This window comes from Jannaschia marina, from assembly GCF_013404595.1.
Classification (GTDB): Bacteria; Pseudomonadota; Alphaproteobacteria; order Rhodobacterales; family Rhodobacteraceae; genus Jannaschia; species Jannaschia marina.
In genome coordinates, this window is sequence record NZ_JABVAX010000001.1 from 593,748 (window position 1) to 610,135 (window position 16,388).

Here is a 16,388-nt window from a genome sequence, read left to right on the forward strand (position 1 = left end):
GACAGGCCGGCACCGCTTGAGTAGGTCGGCGGCATGACTTCGACGCTCCTGACGAACGCGCGGCTGATCGACCCGGAAGCCGGCACCGATACCCTGGGCGAGCTGCGCATCGAGGCGGGGCGGATCACCGCGCCCGGCCCCGCCGAGCAGGTCGTCGATTGCGGCGGCAGGTGCCTCGCCCCCGGCATCGTCGACCTCGGCGTCAAGGTGGGCGAACCGGGCGAGCGCCACAAGGAGAGCTTCCACACCGCGGGGCAGGCCGCGGCGCGCGGCGGCATCACCACCATGGTCTGCCGCCCCGACACGATCCCCGTGATCGACAGCCCCGAAACGCTGGAACACGCGCGCACCCGCGCGACGCATTCCGCCGTCAGGGTTCATCACATGTCCGCGCTGACACGTGGCCGGGCGGGGCGGGAGATGGTGGAGATCGGTTTCCTGCGCGATGCGGGCGCGGTCGCCTTCACCGACGGCACCCACGTGGTGACCGACACCAAGGTCCTGTCGCGGTGCCTGACCTACGCGCGCTCGCTCAGGGCGCTCGTCGTCGGGCATCCGCAGGAGCCCGGGCTCGCGCGCGGGGCGGTCGTGACGAGCGGCAAGTTCGCGTCGCTCCGGGGGCTGCCCGGCGTCTCGCCGCTCGCCGAACGGATGGGGGTCGAGCGCGACCTGGCGCTCGTGGAGGCGACGGGGGTGGCCTACCACCTCGACCAGGTGACGACGGCGGCGGGCCTCGCGCCGCTGCGCCGGGCAAGGGCCGCGGGCCTCGACGTGACGGCCGGCACCTCGATCCATCACCTGACACTGAACGTGCTCGACGTGGCCGACTACCGCACCTTCTTCAAGGTCACGCCGCCCCTGCGCACCGAGGATGACCGGCTCGCTGTGGCCGAGGCGCTGGCCGATGGCACGATCGACATCATCAGTTCCATGCACACGCCGCAGGACGAGGAATCGAAGCGCCTCCCGTTCGAGGAGGCCGCGCCGGGGGCGGTGGGGCTCGAGACGCTCCTGCCGGCGGCGATGCGGCTCGTTTCGGCAGGGCATGTCGATCTGCCGACGCTCTGGCGCGCGCTGTCGCTCAACCCGGCGCGGCGGCTGGGCCTCGCGGGGGGCACGCTTGCAAAGGGCGCACCGGCCGATCTCGTGCTCTTCGATCCTGACGCCCCCTTCGTCCTCGACCGCTGGACGCTCGCCTCGAAGTCGAAGAACACGCCCTTCGACGGGGCCCGGATGGAGGGTCGCGTCCTGCGGACGTGGGTCGGTGGCGAGACGGTCTACGACCGCGCGGACGGCTGACACCCCGGGGGGTGCAGCGCGACAACACCTTTTTCCGAGCGCGTGATCGCATGTGGCCCGCCGCGCGGCGGAATGGCATCGTCATCGCGGGGAAGGGGAACGGAGAGCGCCATGCCCGAGATGACAACGGCCCTGCCGCTCCTGCTGACGGTGGCGGCGCTGGCCTACCTGTTGGGCTCCGTGCCCTTCGGCATCGTCATGGCGCGCATCTTCGGCCTGGGCGATCTGCGGCAGATCGGGTCGGGGAACATCGGCGCGACCAACGTGCTGCGCACCGGGAACAGGCCGGCGGCGGCGCTCACCCTGATCGGCGACGCGGGCAAGGGCGGGGCGGCGGTGCTGCTGGCCCGCGCGCTCGTCGGCGAGGATGCGGCGCAGGTGGCGGGGCTGATGGCGTTTCTCGGCCATTGCTTCCCGGTCTTCCTTCGGTTTCACGGCGGCAAGGGGGTGGCGACCTTCCTCGGCACGCTTCTTGCCCTGTCCTTCCCGCTTGGCGTCGCGGCCTGCCTTACTTGGCTTGCCACGGCGGTCGTCTTCCGCATCTCCTCGCTTTCCGCCCTCGTCGCCGCGGCGGCGGCCCCCGCCTGGGCGCTCTGGCTCCGGCCCGACAGCGTGGCGCTCTGCGCGGGGCTGGCGGCCCTCATCTTCTACCGCCATGCCGCGAACATCCGCCGGATCGCCGACGGCTCAGAGCCCCGGATCGGGCGGAAGTGACCTTCGCCGCCGCGGTCGTCTCGGCCTATCGGGGGGCCTTCGACGCGACGGGCCGCGCCGATCGGTCGGAATACTGGTGGTTCGTCGTCTTCGGCGTCATCGCCGGATGGTTCGGCATGACGCTCGTGCTGGCCTTCGACGTGCCGGCCGGGGTTCTGCTGCCGCTGTTCCTCTCAGTCTTCGTCCCGAGCGTGGCCCTGACCGTCCGGCGGCTGCATGACATCGACCGCAGTGGCTGGTGGTATCTGATCGGCCTCGTCCCCTTCGGTGGGCTTCTGCTGCTGATCTTCACCGTCCTGCCGGGAACGCCTGGTGACAATCGGTTCGGACCCCCTCCGAACGGGGGGCGGCGTGCGCTCGTCGGCTATGATGATCTCGACGTGAGTTACGACCGTACCGGCATTCCCCGCGTGCGCCCGGAGGACGAATACCTGTGACACGATATCTGACGATCCTTCTCACGCTCCTTGCGGCCCAGACGGCGAGCGCGCAGCATCTGCCCGACAACCCGGTCGCCCGCGCCATCGTCGGGGCCTACGCCGACGCCTGCGCCACCGAGACCGGGAGCCCCGACATGACCTTCGAGCCGGGGGCCTTCGTTCCGGTCGACCTCGACGAGGATCCGGCGACCGAGGACATGGTCGTCGACATGCGCTTCGCCACCTGCGACCGGCTACCCGCGCTCTTCTCGGGCTCTGGCGGCTCGCCCATCCATCTGATCGTGGGCGAAGACACGGCGGAGTTCTTCGGCGGTCACTGGCAGATCGTGGACTTCGGCGACGATGGCTTCCGGAGCCGGATCTTCCTTCTGGGCGTGCACGGTCTCTACTGCGACGGCTACGGCAGCCAGCTCTGCGTGCGCGCGATCGGCTACGCCGACGGGGTTTTCTCGACACAGCCGGTTCTGGAATAGGCCGCTTTCCGCGCAGGGGGCTTGCCACGCCGATCGGGCCTGCCCCAACGTCCGCGCGTGTCCCATCGTGTGGACAGTATTTTAAGGAATGGAACGAGATGACGTTTGGTGAAGCCGTAAACACGTGCCTGAAGCAGAAATACGCGACCTTTCAGGGGCGCGCCGCGCGCAGCGAGTACTGGTGGTTTACCCTCTTCTCGATCCTGGCCCAGATCGGGGCGCAGATCGTCTTCGCGGTTCTGGCAAGCATGGGCGAAGCGGCCGCGCTCCTGGGCATCGTGATCCTTGCGGTCGTCGTACTCGGCCTCATCCTCCCCGGCATCTCGGTCCTGGTGCGGCGCCTGCACGACACCGACCGCTCGGGCTGGTGGTTCTGGATCGCGCTCGTGCCGCTCGTCGGCTCCATCATCCTGCTCGTGTTCCTCGTGACGAAGGGGACCGAGGGCGAGAATACTTTCGGCGCTGATCCGCTCGCCTGAGCGGGACGCGCGCGGCCCCGTGACCGCGGCCGCGTCGAATGATCGGCGGAAGCGCTCCCTGCGCTTCCGCCTTTTTCCGTGCATCGTCGGGATGAGAGATGGTCGGGTCTGGCCCGACCATGACAGCAGGCCGGTGGCGCGCCTCTAGCGCCGCAGCGTTATCAGGAGTTCGAGCGCGTCTGCCGTGCGGCGGGTGTTGGCGTAGATGCCGAGCCCGAGATAGAGCGCGCCGCCGATCACCAGAAGGCCAAGGTATCCGCCAAGCGCGACGACCGCCGCCATGGCGGGCCCCTCGATCCTGAATTCACCTACGGGCACGCCTCCGAAAAGCGCACCGATCGCCACGACCGCGATGCCGACGGCGGCGAGGATCAGCACGACCGTGATGACAATCTCGAGACCCTTGATGAAGAAATCGCGCATGATCTTTCCCTTTTGGGTACAGGATCAGGCGTCCGGCGGCCCGGCGCAAGCCTGTCCTCAGTAGCTGCGCTCCGCGTAGACGCGCGTCAGGTCGCCCTGCCAGGCACCGTGATAGTCGTCGAGCATCTCGTCGGCCGGGGATTTGCCGGTCTCGACCGACTCGCGCAGGGCGTTGAGGAAATGCGTCTCGTCTGGGACGAGGCCGCCGGCCCCCGCTTTCGCCCGCGCCTTGAGGCCGGCATGGCTGATTTCCACCAACTCGCGCGCGAGGTCGTGCATCCGGGTCCCGTCGACCTCCGCCGCGAGCCCCTCGCGGGAGGCGGCGACGCGCAGGGCGAGGCGCGTTTCCTGATCCCAATCCTTGGCGATGTCCCAGGCGGCATCGAGGGAGGATTGGTCGTACATCAGCCCGACCCAGAAGGCCGGCAGCGCGCAGAGCCGACGCCACGGGCCGCCGTCGGCTCCCCGCATCTCCATGTATTTCTTGATCCGGGCCTCGGGGAAGAGCGTCGTCAGGTGGTCGGCCCAGTCCGACATCTGCGGCGTCTCGCCCGGCAGGGCCGGCAGCTCTCCGCGCAGGAAATCGCGGAAGGACTGGCCGAGCGCGTCGATGTAGGTGCCGTCGCGGTAGACGAAGTACATCGGCACATCGAGCGCGTAGTCCACCCATTGCTCGAAGCCGAAGCCCTCGTCGAAGACGAATTCCGGGATGCCGGTGCGCGCCGCGTCGAGGTCGCGCCAGACGCGGCTGCGCCAGGACTTGTGGCCGTTCGGCTGCCCCTCGAAAAAGGGCGAGTTGGAGAAGAGCGCCGTCGCCACCGACTGCAGCGCCATCGCGACGCGCAGCTTCTGCACCATGTCCGCTTCGGAGGCGAAGTCGATGTTGACCTGCACCGTGCAGGTGCGCCGCATCATCACCTTTCCCATGGTGCCGACCTTGTCCATGTAGGCATCCATCAGCTTGTAGCGGCCCTTGGGCATCAGCGGCATGTCGGCGTGCGTCCACTCCGGTGCTGCGCCGAGACCGATGAAGCCGGCCCCGATCCCGTCGGCCACGGCCTTCACCTCGGCGAGATGGGTGTTCACCTCGTCGCAGGTCTGGTGGATCGTCTCGAGCGGCGCGCCCGAAAGCTCCAGCTGCCCCCCCGGTTCGAGCGAGATGTTCGCCCCCGCCTTCTCGAGCCCGATCAGCAGGCCACCCTCGGTCACCGGCGTCCAGCCGAAGCGGTCGCGCAGACCCGAGAGGACAGCGTTGATGGAGCGCGGGCCGTCGTAGGGTAAGGGTTGCAGCGTGTCCTGGCAGAAACCGAACTTCTCGTGTTCCGTCCCGATGCGCCAGTCGTCCTTCGGCTTGCAGCCGGAAGCCAGGAACTCGGCCAGCTGCGTCGTGTCGGTGATGGCGCCGCCGCCGGACTGGGGAATGGACATCTGGACGCCTCCGGGCTCCGTGGTCTGGAACGTCACGAGTGATCCGCAGGGCTCCTCAAGTCAAGGCGCGCAGCGGCGTCCGTCGCCATACCGTGATCGTCTGGGGTGTGCGCGTCTGCACGGCCCGCACCATCGCGCCAGCGTCGAGCCCGGGCAACGGGGCAAGCGCATCGAGAAGCCGCTCCGCTCCGGTCGCGCGCTCCGGAATGGCGAGCGGCGACTGCCCGGGCTGCGCGAGGTGCCATTCGCCGCTGCCGTCCGCGGCGCGGACGAAGGTGACCTGGCTCAACTCGGTCAACGCCACGACGCCACCGGTCTCCGGCCCCATGTACGTGATCCGCCCCTCCACCGTCTCGACGATGCCGGGCGACTGTCCGTCGCCGCGAAACCGGGCGGCGCGGAGGCCCGAGACGGTCAGCACGACGCCGACCGCCATCGACGCCGCGCCGAAGAGCGCCGGCAGGCCCGAGGTGCCGAGCCAGAGCCACAGCCCGATCAGGACGGCACCCGCCCCGACGAGTGCCTCGCGCCAGCGCAGGAGAGCCGCGCGGACTTCGGGGCGGATCACGGGGTCACCTTGGGCTCGAAGAAGAGAAGCGTGAAGGTGCCGGTCCGCTGGAATCCGAGCGGAGTGTAGCAGGCGACCGCCGCGTCGGAGGCGGCGAAGAGGGTCGCTGTCTCGACGCCGGTGGCTCTTGCTTCGGCCAGGTGCAGCGCGAGCGCGCGCCGGGCAAGGCCCCGCCCCCGCGTCTCTGGCGGAGTATAGACGCCGCCGACCTGCACGATCTCCGGTAAGGTGGCGTTGAACCCGGTCATCGCGGCGGGCCGGCCGTCGACCACGAGGAAGCGATGGCTGTCCTCCGCGATCCAGCCTTCGACCTCCCGCGTCGTATCCTCCAGCGTTCTGCTGCCGGTTTGAAGCTCCGCGTTGTAAGCCTGTCGCCAGCAGATGGCGCGCTCGGCATCCACCGAGACCGGGACGAGGTCGCCCGGTCCCTCCGGCACGATCAGCGCGTCCAGCGACAACTCGAACTGCGGCTCGTCGGCGTCGAGGGACTTCGGGGCCTCGGTGAGCCCGAGCGCGTCGAGAAGCGGGCGCACCATGCGGGCGGGCCCCGCCGCGCCTCTCAGGCGCTCGCCCCGCAGGATTTCGGCCGCCGCAGGGATGTCGGACGGGTCGGGAAGATAGGGCAAGATCATCCCGTCGTTGCCGAGCGCGAGGACCGCGCGATCGCGCACCCCCCAGAGCCGGAGCGCCCGCATGTGCGTTCCGCCGAAGCCGTGCGTGCGCAGGTTCGATTGCGGGAACATCGTGTCCGTCCGCGCGCTGTCGAGGAGTGCGACGATCCAGTCGCGGTCCGGCGGGCCAAGCGTCTTCATCCCCAGTCTCCCCGCCCGGCCTGCCAGAGTGTCAGCGCCGCAACGGCCGCCGTGTCCGCGCGCAGGATGCGGGGGCCGAGGGCGATGGCATGCGCCTGTGGATGGGCTCGCAAGTTGGCCCGTTCTTCGGGCGAGAAGCCGCCCTCCGGCCCGATAAGGATCGCGGCGGGGGCCGGGGGCAGGGCGGTGGAGCGGCCACCCTCGGCCCAGTCGGGGTCGTCCGAGAGCGTCTCGTCGCAGAAGATGAGTGCCCGGTCGGTGGGCCAGTCGGCGAGGAGGCGTTCGAGCGGCACGATATCGTCGACCGGGGGGACGAAGGTGCCGCCGCATTGTTCGGCCGCTTCGAGGGCATGGGCCTGGAGCCGATCCTGCCGGATGCGCTCGGAATTGGTGTAGCGCGTCGAGACGGGCCGGATGCGCGCGGCCCCGAGCTCGGTCGCCTTCTCGACGATGAAGTCGGTGCGCGCCTTCTTGATCGGGGCGAAGAGGAGCCAGAGGTCCGGCGGATCGCATTGCGGCGCGACCTGCGCGCCGATCTCGAGTTCGCCGCCCCGCTTGGAGGCCGCGCGGATGGTCGCGCGGAAGGCTCCGCTCGTTCCGTCGAACACGGTCAGCGTGTCGCCAGCGGCAAGGCGCATGACGCCGCCGAGGTAGTGGCCCTGGTCCCTCGACAGCGCGACGCATTGCCCCGCCGCGAGCGGACCGGCTATGTGCAACCTGACCTTACTGTCCATGGGGAGAGCCCTTCGATGACCGACACCTCCGATCAAGGACAGGTGGCCGACGCCGTCAAGGGCAACTGGGTCGACACGCTGGCCCCGCCGTCGACGCGCCCCTACCTGCGGCTCAGTCGCGCGGACCGGCCGATAGGAACCTGGCTTCTGCTTCTGCCGTGCTGGTGGGGTCTTGCGCTTGCGGTTTCGGCCACGGGGTTCCGTCCTTTCGATCTCTGGATCGCCGGGGCGGTCGCGGTGGGCGCGTTCCTGATGCGCGGTGCCGGCTGCACCTGGAACGACGTGACCGACCGTGACATCGACGGGTCGGTCGCGCGGACCCGGTCGCGGCCCCTCCCGTCGGGGGCGGTCACGCTGCGACAGGCGCTGGGCTGGATGGCGGCGCAGACGGCGCTGGCCGCACTCATCCTCTTTACCTTCAACTGGGCAGCGGTCGGCCTCGGAGTGCTCGCGCTCCTGCCGGTGGCGGTCTATCCCTTCGCCAAGCGATTTACCTGGTGGCCGCAAGTCTTCCTCGGTCTCGCCTTCAACTGGGGCGCGCTTCTGGTCTGGGCGGCGCAGACCGGGTCGCTCGGCTGGCCGGCGGTGCTGCTCTATCTGGGCGGGATCGCCTGGACGCTCTTCTACGACACGATCTACGCCTATCAGGACGTCGAGGACGACGCGCTCATCGGGGTCAAGTCCACCGCGCGCCGCTTCGGACGTCGCCCGCTCCCGTGGCTTCGGGGCTTCGCGGCGGCGACAGTGATCCTGCTGTCCCTGGCTGCCGTCACCGCGCTGCCCGTGGGGCCGGCGATGGTCGCGCTCGTCGGCGTCTGGCTGATGGGCTGGCACCTCGGCTGGCAGATGACGCAGCTCGACATCGACGATCCCGACCTCTGCCTGCGATTGTTTCGGACGAACCGGACGGCGGGACTGATGCCCGTGCTGTTTTTCGCCGTGTCGGCTTTCGTCTGATTGCCCCCGGCGGGCTCTGCCGCTAATCCAGTGCCCGGGGAGAAGATCTGACGGTTCATGTCAAGAAAACGCATCATCAGTACAGCGGTGGCTTTCGTGGCGGCGGGCGCGGTCTCGGTCGCAAGCGCATGGTTCGCGGCCAACTATGTCGAGGCCACCTCCAGAGCGGCGGTGTCGCGGGCGCTCGAGGAAAGCGACCTGACCTGGGCCGTGGCCGCCACCGATGGGTTGCAGCTCATCCTGACGGGCACGGCCCCGGACGAACCGGCCCGGTTCCGGGCGGTGACGCGGGCCGGCGCGATCGTCGATCCGCGCCGCATCGTCGACGCGATGGAGGTGGAGCCGAGCCGCCCGGCGACCGCGCCCCGCTTCTCGCTCGAGGTTCTGCGCAACGACGACGACGTCTCCGTCATCGGCCTCGTCCCGACGCAGGGCGGGCGCGAGATGCTCGACGGGCTCTTCGCGCGGGTGGCCGAGGGCGATGATCTGGAGGTGACGAACATGGTCGAGACGGCGGATCACGCCGTCCCCGAAACCTGGGAGGCCGCGCTCGGCTTCGGAATCGAGACGCTCTCGGACCTTCCGCGCGCGAAGGTCTCGATCGAGGCGGGCCGCGTAGGCGTGACCGCCGTGGCCGACAGCGATGCCGAGCGCGTACGCCTCGAACGGGAGCTGGCGCGACGGGCACCGGAGGGCGTGACGCTCGCCCTCGACATCGGGGCCCCACGTCCGGTCATCACGCCCTTCACCCTCCGCTTCGTGATGGTGCCCGACGGGCGGGCGCGGTTCGAGGCCTGCGCCGTCGACGACGTGGCCGCGCAAGCGAAGGTGCTGGCCGCGGCCGAGACAGTGGGCTTCACCGGCCGCGCAAACTGCGTGATCGGCCTCGGGGTGCCCTCCGCGCGCTGGTCCGATGCCGCCGCCGAGGGTATCGCGGCCATCGGGCGGCTGGGCGGCGGGGCGCTGACGCTCTCGGATGCCGACGTCTCGCTCATCGCGCCCGAAGGCACGAGCCGGGTTCTCTTCGACACCGTCGTCGCCGAGCTCGAGACCGCGCTGCCCGACCTCTTCGTCCTCTCCGCCGTCCTGCCGGATCCGACGCGGGTGGACGGCACCGGCGACTCCGATGACGGACCGCCGGAGTTCGTCGCCACCCTCTCGCCCGAGGGGCAGGTGCAGTTGCGCGGCCGGCTCTACGATGCCGCGCAGGAGGCGGCGGTCCTCAGCTACGGGCGCGCGCTCTTCGGGGTGAACGATACCTATACCGCCACGCGGGAGGACGAGACCCTGCCCGAGGGCTGGCCCGCGCGGGTGCTCGCCGGGCTCGAGGCGCTGTCTCGGCTCGAGAACGGTTCGGTCGTCGTGCAGCCCGACCTCGTCGTGTTGCGCGGCCTGACCGGCGATACGCAGGCGGAGGCGACGATCTCGGGGCTTCTGTCGGCGAAGCTCGGGGCGGAGGCCGACTTCCGCATCGACGTGACCTACGACGAGGAGCTTGATCCCCTCCTCAACATCCCGACCCCCGAGGAATGCGAGACCCGGCTCAACGACATCCTCGTCACCCAGAAGCTCACCTTCGCGCCCGGCGAGGCCGTGATCGAGGAGGCGGGCGACGGGCAGCTGGGCCGTCTGACCGACATGCTGCGCGAGTGCCGGCGCGCGGTCTTCGAGATCGGCGGCCATACCGATAGCCAGGGACGCGAGGAATCGAACCTCGCGCTGTCCATCGGGCGGGCCGAGGCGGTGCGCACGGCGCTCATCTCGCGCGGGGTGCCGCCGAGCCAGCTGGTCGCGAACGGATATGGCGAGAGCCAGCCCATCGCCGACAACGAGACCGAGGAAGGCCGGGAGATCAACCGCCGCATCACCTTCACGCTGCTCGGACGCCGCGACCGTGCCGAGCTCGAAGCCGAGGACGCGGCGGCCGTGCCGGCAACCGAACAGCCCGAGTTTCCCGAGGGCGAGGCGGCGACGGCCGAGGACACAGAGGCGGAGACGCCAAGCGAGGAACCCGAGGAATGAACCGCACCGAATTCGTGATCGCGATCGCCGTGATCCTCTTTGTCGCCTTCGTGCTCGGCTGGTTCGCGTCGTGGCTCGTCTATCGTTTCAGCCGGGTGACGATTTCGGATGTGGCCGAACTCGAGGACATGGCGAAGTCCCTGCACGAGGCGGAGGAGCAGCGGGACGAGGCGATCACCTATTACCAGTATCGCGAGAACGAGCTCACGACCCAGCTGACGCAGACGCAGGCGGAGCTGTCGGCCGCGATGGACGGTCTGCGCGAAGCGCGGCAGGAGGCGGGCGAGCTGCGCCGCTACATCGAGAAGATGAACGCCTGATGCCCGCCTAGGGCGTCAGCACCATGCGCGCCGGCAGGCTGACCGTGACGCCCTCGCAGGGCGCGCCGGTCAATGTGACCGTCCACCATCCCTGCATCGGACTGTTCTGTTTGCCCGTGGCTGTCAGGGCATCGGGGTAGGGCATCGGACAGGCCGCCGAGAGCGCGGAGACGTAGCCGGCCCAGCCGCCGGTGAGGCTGAGGGTGACCGGCACTCTTCTGTCGGGGTCCTCCTTGCCGATACCGTGGAGGACGGTCGCTGCGGCGGCCAGTGCGAAGACGATGCCGAAGACGACGAGGAGCCTGCGCTTCGCCGGTTCCACCCGGTCCCGAAGCGCGATCAACTCGGCAAAGCCGTAGTAGGCGACCTTGGCCTGCGTCAGCCGGTCGATGTCGGCGACGATCCCTTCGGTCTGCGGACGCTTGGCGACGAGGGCTTCGATCCTGTCGTCGATGCCCGAGAGCGACGTGATGTCGGGAGGCAGGAGGATCGGCTCGAAGGGCGTCACCTTCTCCTTGAACGCCGGATCGGCCAGCGCCGTCGGGTCGAAGGGATGACCCCGCAGGACGTCGACGACCGTCCAGAGCCCGAAGAGAAGCGCGGCGGCCGCCGCCACGGCACAGGCAATGGCCGCCCAGAGGAAAGGGCCGCTCAGGTCGGGCAGAAGCGCAAAGGAGAGACCGGCGAAGAACGCGCCGCCGATCGCCGTCAGCCCCGCGATGTAATATTCGAGAACGCCACGCTCGTGCTTGCGCGCGGCCGCGTAGGGATCGGACATGTGCCCTACTCCCGCTTCAGGGACGCGATGGCGTCGTCGAGGGCCCCCCGGACGTCCATGCTCGGCACATAGCCGCCCCCCGGGCCCGCGACGTGGTCGGGGGCGGTCGGAGTGTCGTCACCGTCGCTCTTCTTGGCCCCGCCCGCGGCTTCCCGGAGTGCATAGCTCAAAAGGACTTCCACGGCGGTATCGCGGTCGGGGAAGGGCGTCGGGACAAGATGGTCTATCGCGTCGAGAATGTCTTGTTCGAGATCGAGGTCGACTGAAATCTGGGGCACTGGAAAATCCGTTCTGCGAAAAGATCCGGAAAGTCTTCCCGATCCCCCGATTCGCCGCAACGAAAAGGCCGCCCCGGAGGGCGGCCCGTTTGCTCTCCCGACAACGCCTCTCAGCGGTTGTCGTCGTCTTCTTCGCTGTCCTCGGGCAGGTTGAAATAGCTCTCTGCGTCGCGCAGGTCGCCGTCCTTTTCCTCCTCGTCCTCCTCGGCATCGTTGCCCGAGAGGCTGAACGTCTCGAGGCCTGAGATGTTGGACGGGATCTTGGGCTCGTCCGGATCCGCCCCGAGGCTCTGTTCGGTCGAGACGAGCTTGCGCCGCTCGTCGTCGCTCATCACGTTGCCGGCGGCGGCGGCCTTGGCGGCGGCCTTCTGCACTGCTGCGTCGAGTTCGGTCTGCTTGCAGAGCCCGAGCGCGACCGGGTCGATCGGCTGGATGTTCTGGATGTTCCAGTGCGTGCGCTCGCGGATCGACTGGATCGTCGGTTTGGTCGTGCCGATCAGCTTGGAGATCTGCGCGTCGGTCAGCTCGGGATGGAACTTCACCAGCCAGAGGATCGAGGCCGGACGGTCCTGACGCTTCGAAAGCGGCGTATAACGCGGACCTCGGCGCTTCTCCTCGCCCTGGGCGGCGGCGTTGTATTTCAGCTTCAGCTTATGGAGCGGGTCCTTCTCGGCCTTCTCGATCTCCTCGGCCGTCAGCTGGTTGTTCGCGATCGGGTCGAAACCCTTCACGCCGACCGCAACGTCGCCGTCGGCGATCCCCTGGACCTCCAGCTCGTGCAGTTCGCAGAAGTCGCCGATCTGCTTGAAGCTGAGCGTGGTGTTGTCGACCAGCCAGACGGCGGTGGCCTTGGCCATGATGGGTTTGTTCATCGCGTGTCTCCTTCAAGACATGACTTCCTCGTCGCCCGGATCGGGGCTGCGGCCGGGCCGCCTGTTCTCGCTTTCAGGGAACTTGACGCGCTATATAGGCCGGGTCGCCACGATACGGAAGACCCTAGATGAGACGCCTCTTCGCCGCCCTCTCGCTCTTTGCCGCGCCCGTCTTCGCCGAGGGAGAGGCGGCCGGCGACTTCGACTATTACGTCCTCGCGCTCAGTTGGACGCCGACTTGGTGCGCGCTCGAGGGCGACGATCGCGAGTCACCCCAATGCGACGCGGGCCGGGGCTACGGGTTCACGCTGCATGGGCTCTGGCCCCAGTACGAAACCGGTTGGCCGAGCTATTGCCGCACCTCCGAGCGTCCGGCGACGCGGGGCCAGACCGGCGCGATGGTCGACATCATGGGTTCGTCGGGCCTCGCCTTTCACCAGTGGCGCAAGCATGGCGTCTGCACGGGCCTCGACGCGCGGGACTATTTCGATCTGTCGCGCCTCGCCTATGAACGCGTCGCCCGCCCGGGCGTCATCCGTGAACTCGGCCGCGAGGTCACCTTGCCGGCCCATGTGGTCGAGGCCGCGTTCCTTGAGGCGAACCCGGATCTCGGCGCGGACGGCGTGACGGTGACCTGCCGGTCGAGCCGGATCCAGGAGGTGCGCATCTGCCTGACGCGGGAGTTGGAGCCGCGCCGCTGCGGCACAGATGTGGTCCGGGATTGCACGCAGACCAACGCGCTTCTGTCGCCGATGCGCTAGGCCTCGGCCGGGGCGGGGCTTGCGCGCAGCCTGTCGCGCCAGTCCGACGGGGCCGCGGGACGCCCGAGGTGGAAACCCTGCCCGTAGGGAACGCCGAGGTCGCGTAGGACCCGAAGCTGGGCCTCCGTCTCGATCCCTTCGGCGATGAGGTCGATGTCGAGCCCCGCCATCAGCGCGACGAGGCTCGCGAAGATCGCTTCCTCCCGTCCACCTCGGCCAAGACCGGCAACGAAGACGCGGTCCATCTTGACGATGTCGACCGGGTAGCGACGCAGGCGGTCGAGGTTCGACAGGCCGGTCCCGAAGTCGTCGAGCGCGATCCGCACGCCTCGGGCGCGGAGCCGTTCCAGTTGCGCGGTGGTCTCGGACGGATCGACGATAAGTGCGGTCTCCACCACTTCGAGGACCAGATGCTCGGGGGGCAAACGCTCAAGCAGGGCATCGAGCCAGCGGTAGGCCGCCGGCGCGCTACCGTCCAGGATGGATCCGGTCACGTTGACGCTGAAATAGAGCGCCGGATCGGCCGTCACGAAACGCTCGGCGGCGTTGAACGCCATGTCAGACAGCGGCGCGATCTCGCTTTCGGGCAGCCGTGCGAGCGTGTCGATGAAGCGGTTCGGGCCGAGGATCTCCCCGTCGGCCCTCGTCCAGCGCAGAAGCGCTTCGATGCCGACGGGCACGCCGTCGCTCAGGCGGCAGATGGGCTGCACATGGTACTCGATCGCGCGCTCGTCGATCGCCGCGACGACCTCGGTCGGTTTCGGAACCGGGTCGCCGGGCAGGGCGTCGCCGCCGATTTCGGTGCGCCGCCCGCCCGCGCGCTTCGCCGCCTCGAGCGCTTCCGAGGCGCGCAGCAACGCGTGGCCCGTCCGCTCCCCGGGGGAGAGACGCACGACGCCGGCCGACAGGGGGCGGCAGAGCGAGATGTCGCGGCCGCTGACGACGGTGGAGGAGGCGAGGCTCCGCAACTCCTCGATCGTTCCGCCGCAGTCCTCGAGCGTTTCCGATGGCAGCCAGATCAGGAAGCGCCCGCGATCGAGCGGTCGGACCCGGGCTTCGGACGGAGCCGCGCGGGTCAGAACGTCCGCGATCCCGTGGATCAGCCGATCGCCGGCATCCACTCCTTCGCGGGCGTTCAGTCCGCTGAGCCCCTCGATATCGAGAAGGCCGATACAGCCCGCGCCCGGAAGGCAATCGTCGGCGGGAGGTCCCGCCTGCGGCTCGGACGCGACCGCGGACGCACCATTTGCCCGAACCTTGCGGAAAACGGTTAATAATGCCCCGCCGAGCAATGCTCCGAGGCAGAGAAACAGAAAGTCTGTCAGGTCCAAACGAACGCGGTCCCGTACCGGTGCGATAAAGTCGTCGGCGACATTTAGCCCAAGTCCCGGCCGAGACAACAGAGGCGTGGGTGCCGGTCAGAAGGATTTACGGGCGGTCAGCGCCGCACGCAGCGTCCCGTCGTCGAGATAGTCGAGTTCGCCACCGATCGGGACGCCCTGGGCGAGGCTGCTGACGCGGACGCCCGTGGGCGCAAGCTCGCTGGCGACGTAATGCGCCGTGGTCTGGCCCTCGACCGTGGCATTGAGGGCCAGAATGACCTCGGCCACGTCTTCCGCGGCGATCCGGTCACGCAGCTTCGGGATGTGCAGATCGTCCGGTCCGATGTCATCGAGGGGCGAGAGCGTTCCGCCGAGAACGTGGTAGCGCCCGTCGAAGACCTGTGCGCGTTCCATCGCCCAGAGGTCGGCCACGTCCTCGACCACGCAGATCACGCCCGTCGCCCGCTTCGGACTGTCGCAGAGGGCACAGATGTTGCCGGTCGAGAGGTTTCCGCAGTTCAGGCAGGCGCGCACGCTGCGGCCCACCCGGTCGAGAAGCTGCGCGAGCGGCAGCAGCTGCCCGTCGCGCTTCTTCAGAAGATGCAGCACGGCACGACGGGCAGACCGGGGCCCGAGCCCCGGCAGCCGCGCCATCAACGCGATCAGCTCCTCGATGTCGCGGGTGGCGTCCACTCAGAACGGCAGTTTCATGCCCGGCGGCAGACCCATCTCCTCGGCGATCCTGCCCATTTCCGCCTGCGAGCGCTCGGCCGCGCGCGCCTGCGCGTCCTTGATCGCGGCAAGGATCAGGTCTTCCGCCATCTCCTTTTCTGAGGGCACGAAGATCGACGGGTCGATTTCGAGGCCGACAAGCTCGCCCTTCGCCGTTGCGGTCGCCTTCACAAGGCCGGCCCCCGCTTCGCCGGTGACCTTGATGGAAGCGAGGTTCTCCTGCATCTCTCCCATCCTGGACTGCATTTCCTGCGCCTTCTTCATCATGCCGGCCATGTCGCCGAGGCCGCCCAGTCCCTTGAACATCGGTCTTCCTTTCGCTCGCTTATCGCCCTTGACCTAGTGGTCTGCGGCCCCTGCCGCAACTGCGCAGGACGCAGCAAAAAGGCCGCCCCGGACGGGGCGGCCCTTCGTGCGATCGTTTGCTTACCTCAGGCCGCGGCGTTCGAGCCGATGAACCAGGTGTCCTTCTCGACCATGCGGCTCACCTCGGTCAGCAGGTCGGCGGTATCCTCGTCGCCCGCCTCGTCGGCGGCCTCCATGCCCTTGCGGATCATCGCACCGTAGTCCTTGAAACGCGAGACCAGTTCGGCGACGTGCTCCTCCAGTGCGGTCAGCTCCACGGGATAGGGCTTCAGATTGGTGTTGGCGGCGACTTCCTGGGTCGTGCCCCGCGCGAACCCGCCCATCAGCGCGACCCGCTCGGCCATCATGTCGGTGCCTTCGCCAAGCCGGGCCGACACCTCGTCCAGCAGTTCGTGGACGCCGATGAAGCCCTTGCCGCGCAGGTTCCAGTGCGCCTGCTTGACCGCGAGGCGCAGGTCGATGCCGACGACCAGACGCTCGTTGAGCACCTCGCACATCTGCTCCTGGGTTTGCGGGTTCAGTCCTGTGACGAAGCTCTCGGGCATGACGGCCTCCGGTTGTGTGAATGTTCACACGGGGAACGGACGAGCCCGCGATTCGGTTTCATCGA

21 protein-coding genes are annotated in these 16,388 nt (G+C 68.8%); 9 read left to right on the forward strand and 12 right to left on the reverse strand.

All coding sequences use genetic code 11. The features are described 5' to 3' along the window. Window positions 1-33: 33 nt before the first annotated feature. From pyrC to HSX43_RS03075, 5 genes are all read left to right on the forward strand, one after another. Window positions 34-1,299: a dihydroorotase gene (gene pyrC, locus HSX43_RS03055; RefSeq protein WP_179378603.1), complete on the forward strand. Its 1,266-nt coding sequence runs from the start codon at window positions 34-36 to the stop codon at window positions 1,297-1,299. A 111-nt stretch (window positions 1,300-1,410) separates the two neighbouring features. Further along, window positions 1,411-2,013 (forward strand): glycerol-3-phosphate 1-O-acyltransferase PlsY, encoded by a 603-nt coding sequence (gene plsY, locus HSX43_RS03060; RefSeq protein WP_179378604.1) that lies wholly within the window; start codon window positions 1,411-1,413, stop codon window positions 2,011-2,013. Further along, a complete protein-coding gene (locus HSX43_RS03065) occupies window positions 2,010-2,450 on the forward strand; it encodes a DUF805 domain-containing protein (RefSeq protein WP_179378605.1) in 441 nt (146 codons plus the stop codon). The genes plsY and HSX43_RS03065 overlap by 4 nt, the downstream gene beginning before the upstream one ends. After that, window positions 2,447-2,926: a hypothetical protein gene (locus tag HSX43_RS03070; protein ID WP_179378606.1), complete on the forward strand. Its 480-nt coding sequence runs from the start codon at window positions 2,447-2,449 to the stop codon at window positions 2,924-2,926. Before HSX43_RS03065 ends, HSX43_RS03070 begins: the two co-directional genes overlap by 4 nt. Before the next feature lie 98 nt (window positions 2,927-3,024). Continuing rightward, window positions 3,025-3,405 carry a DUF805 domain-containing protein gene (locus HSX43_RS03075; protein ID WP_179378607.1) on the forward strand — a complete coding sequence of 127 codons (381 nt, stop codon included), beginning with the start codon at window positions 3,025-3,027 and terminating at the stop codon, window positions 3,403-3,405. Window positions 3,406-3,549: 144 nt separating this feature from the next. On the opposite strand, the gene HSX43_RS03080 is transcribed toward HSX43_RS03075, so the two are convergent. Genes HSX43_RS03080 through HSX43_RS03100 form a run of 5 tightly spaced genes read right to left on the reverse strand, consistent with a single transcriptional unit; the run spans window position 3,550 to window position 7,370 of the window. Beyond that, a complete protein-coding gene (locus HSX43_RS03080) occupies window positions 3,550-3,828 on the reverse strand; it encodes a hypothetical protein (RefSeq protein WP_179378608.1) in 279 nt (92 codons plus the stop codon). A 57-nt stretch (window positions 3,829-3,885) separates the two neighbouring features. Next, window positions 3,886-5,256, reverse strand: a complete 1,371-nt coding sequence (locus HSX43_RS03085; protein WP_179378609.1) for a glutamate--cysteine ligase — start codon at window positions 5,254-5,256, stop codon at window positions 3,886-3,888. Window positions 5,257-5,311: 55 nt separating this feature from the next. Then, entirely contained in the window at window positions 5,312-5,824 is a 513-nt protein-coding gene (locus tag HSX43_RS03090) for a hypothetical protein (RefSeq protein ID WP_179378610.1), read from the reverse strand. Beyond that, window positions 5,821-6,636, reverse strand: coding sequence for a GNAT family N-acetyltransferase (locus tag HSX43_RS03095; protein ID WP_179378611.1), 816 nt, complete (start codon window positions 6,634-6,636; stop codon window positions 5,821-5,823). The genes HSX43_RS03090 and HSX43_RS03095 overlap by 4 nt, the downstream gene beginning before the upstream one ends. Continuing rightward, window positions 6,633-7,370, reverse strand: a complete 738-nt coding sequence (locus HSX43_RS03100; protein WP_179378612.1) for a 16S rRNA (uracil(1498)-N(3))-methyltransferase — start codon at window positions 7,368-7,370, stop codon at window positions 6,633-6,635. The genes HSX43_RS03095 and HSX43_RS03100 overlap by 4 nt, the downstream gene beginning before the upstream one ends. Before the next feature lie 15 nt (window positions 7,371-7,385). On the opposite strand from HSX43_RS03100, the gene ubiA reads away from it, so the two are divergent. The 3 genes from ubiA to HSX43_RS03115 are packed head-to-tail and all read left to right on the forward strand — an operon-like array spanning window position 7,386 to window position 10,669. Next, window positions 7,386-8,327 (forward strand): 4-hydroxybenzoate octaprenyltransferase, encoded by a 942-nt coding sequence (gene ubiA, locus HSX43_RS03105; RefSeq protein ID WP_179378613.1) that lies wholly within the window; start codon window positions 7,386-7,388, stop codon window positions 8,325-8,327. 57 nt (window positions 8,328-8,384) lie between these two features. Then, entirely contained in the window at window positions 8,385-10,349 is a 1,965-nt protein-coding gene (locus HSX43_RS03110; protein WP_179378614.1) for an OmpA family protein, read from the forward strand. Next, on the forward strand, window positions 10,346-10,669 hold the full coding sequence (locus HSX43_RS03115) for a hypothetical protein (protein WP_179378615.1): 324 nt from the start codon (window positions 10,346-10,348) through the stop codon (window positions 10,667-10,669). The genes HSX43_RS03110 and HSX43_RS03115 overlap by 4 nt, the downstream gene beginning before the upstream one ends. A gap of 7 nt (window positions 10,670-10,676) precedes the next feature. Here HSX43_RS03115 and HSX43_RS03120 read toward each other — a convergent pair whose 3' ends face one another. The 3 genes from HSX43_RS03120 to HSX43_RS03130 form a co-directional block, all read right to left on the reverse strand. Further along, the gene (locus HSX43_RS03120; protein WP_179378616.1) at window positions 10,677-11,447 is read right to left on the reverse strand and encodes a hypothetical protein; all 771 of its coding nucleotides are present in this window, start codon (window positions 11,445-11,447) and stop codon (window positions 10,677-10,679) included. A gap of 5 nt (window positions 11,448-11,452) precedes the next feature. After that, complete coding sequence (locus tag HSX43_RS03125) at window positions 11,453-11,725, reverse strand: hypothetical protein (RefSeq protein ID WP_179378617.1); 273 nt, start codon at window positions 11,723-11,725, stop codon at window positions 11,453-11,455. Window positions 11,726-11,835: 110 nt separating this feature from the next. Continuing rightward, complete coding sequence (locus HSX43_RS03130; protein ID WP_179378618.1) at window positions 11,836-12,597, reverse strand: DUF1013 domain-containing protein; 762 nt, start codon at window positions 12,595-12,597, stop codon at window positions 11,836-11,838. Window positions 12,598-12,725: 128 nt separating this feature from the next. On the opposite strand from HSX43_RS03130, the gene HSX43_RS03135 reads away from it, so the two are divergent. Continuing rightward, entirely contained in the window at window positions 12,726-13,358 is a 633-nt protein-coding gene (locus HSX43_RS03135) for a ribonuclease T2 family protein (protein WP_179378619.1), read from the forward strand. Here HSX43_RS03135 and HSX43_RS03140 read toward each other — a convergent pair. From HSX43_RS03140 to dps, 4 genes are all read right to left on the reverse strand, one after another. Next, window positions 13,355-14,689: an EAL domain-containing protein gene (locus tag HSX43_RS03140; protein WP_179378620.1), complete on the reverse strand. Its 1,335-nt coding sequence runs from the start codon at window positions 14,687-14,689 to the stop codon at window positions 13,355-13,357. The two genes, HSX43_RS03135 and HSX43_RS03140, sit on opposite strands and share 4 nt — an antisense overlap. 87 nt (window positions 14,690-14,776) lie before the next feature. Beyond that, complete coding sequence (recR, locus tag HSX43_RS03145; protein WP_179378621.1) at window positions 14,777-15,373, reverse strand: recombination mediator RecR; 597 nt, start codon at window positions 15,371-15,373, stop codon at window positions 14,777-14,779. Beyond that, a complete protein-coding gene (locus tag HSX43_RS03150; RefSeq protein ID WP_179378622.1) occupies window positions 15,374-15,718 on the reverse strand; it encodes a YbaB/EbfC family nucleoid-associated protein in 345 nt (114 codons plus the stop codon). A 125-nt stretch (window positions 15,719-15,843) separates the two neighbouring features. Continuing rightward, complete coding sequence (dps, locus tag HSX43_RS03155; RefSeq protein WP_179378623.1) at window positions 15,844-16,323, reverse strand: DNA starvation/stationary phase protection protein Dps; 480 nt, start codon at window positions 16,321-16,323, stop codon at window positions 15,844-15,846. Between the last annotated feature and the right edge of the window lie 65 nt (window positions 16,324-16,388).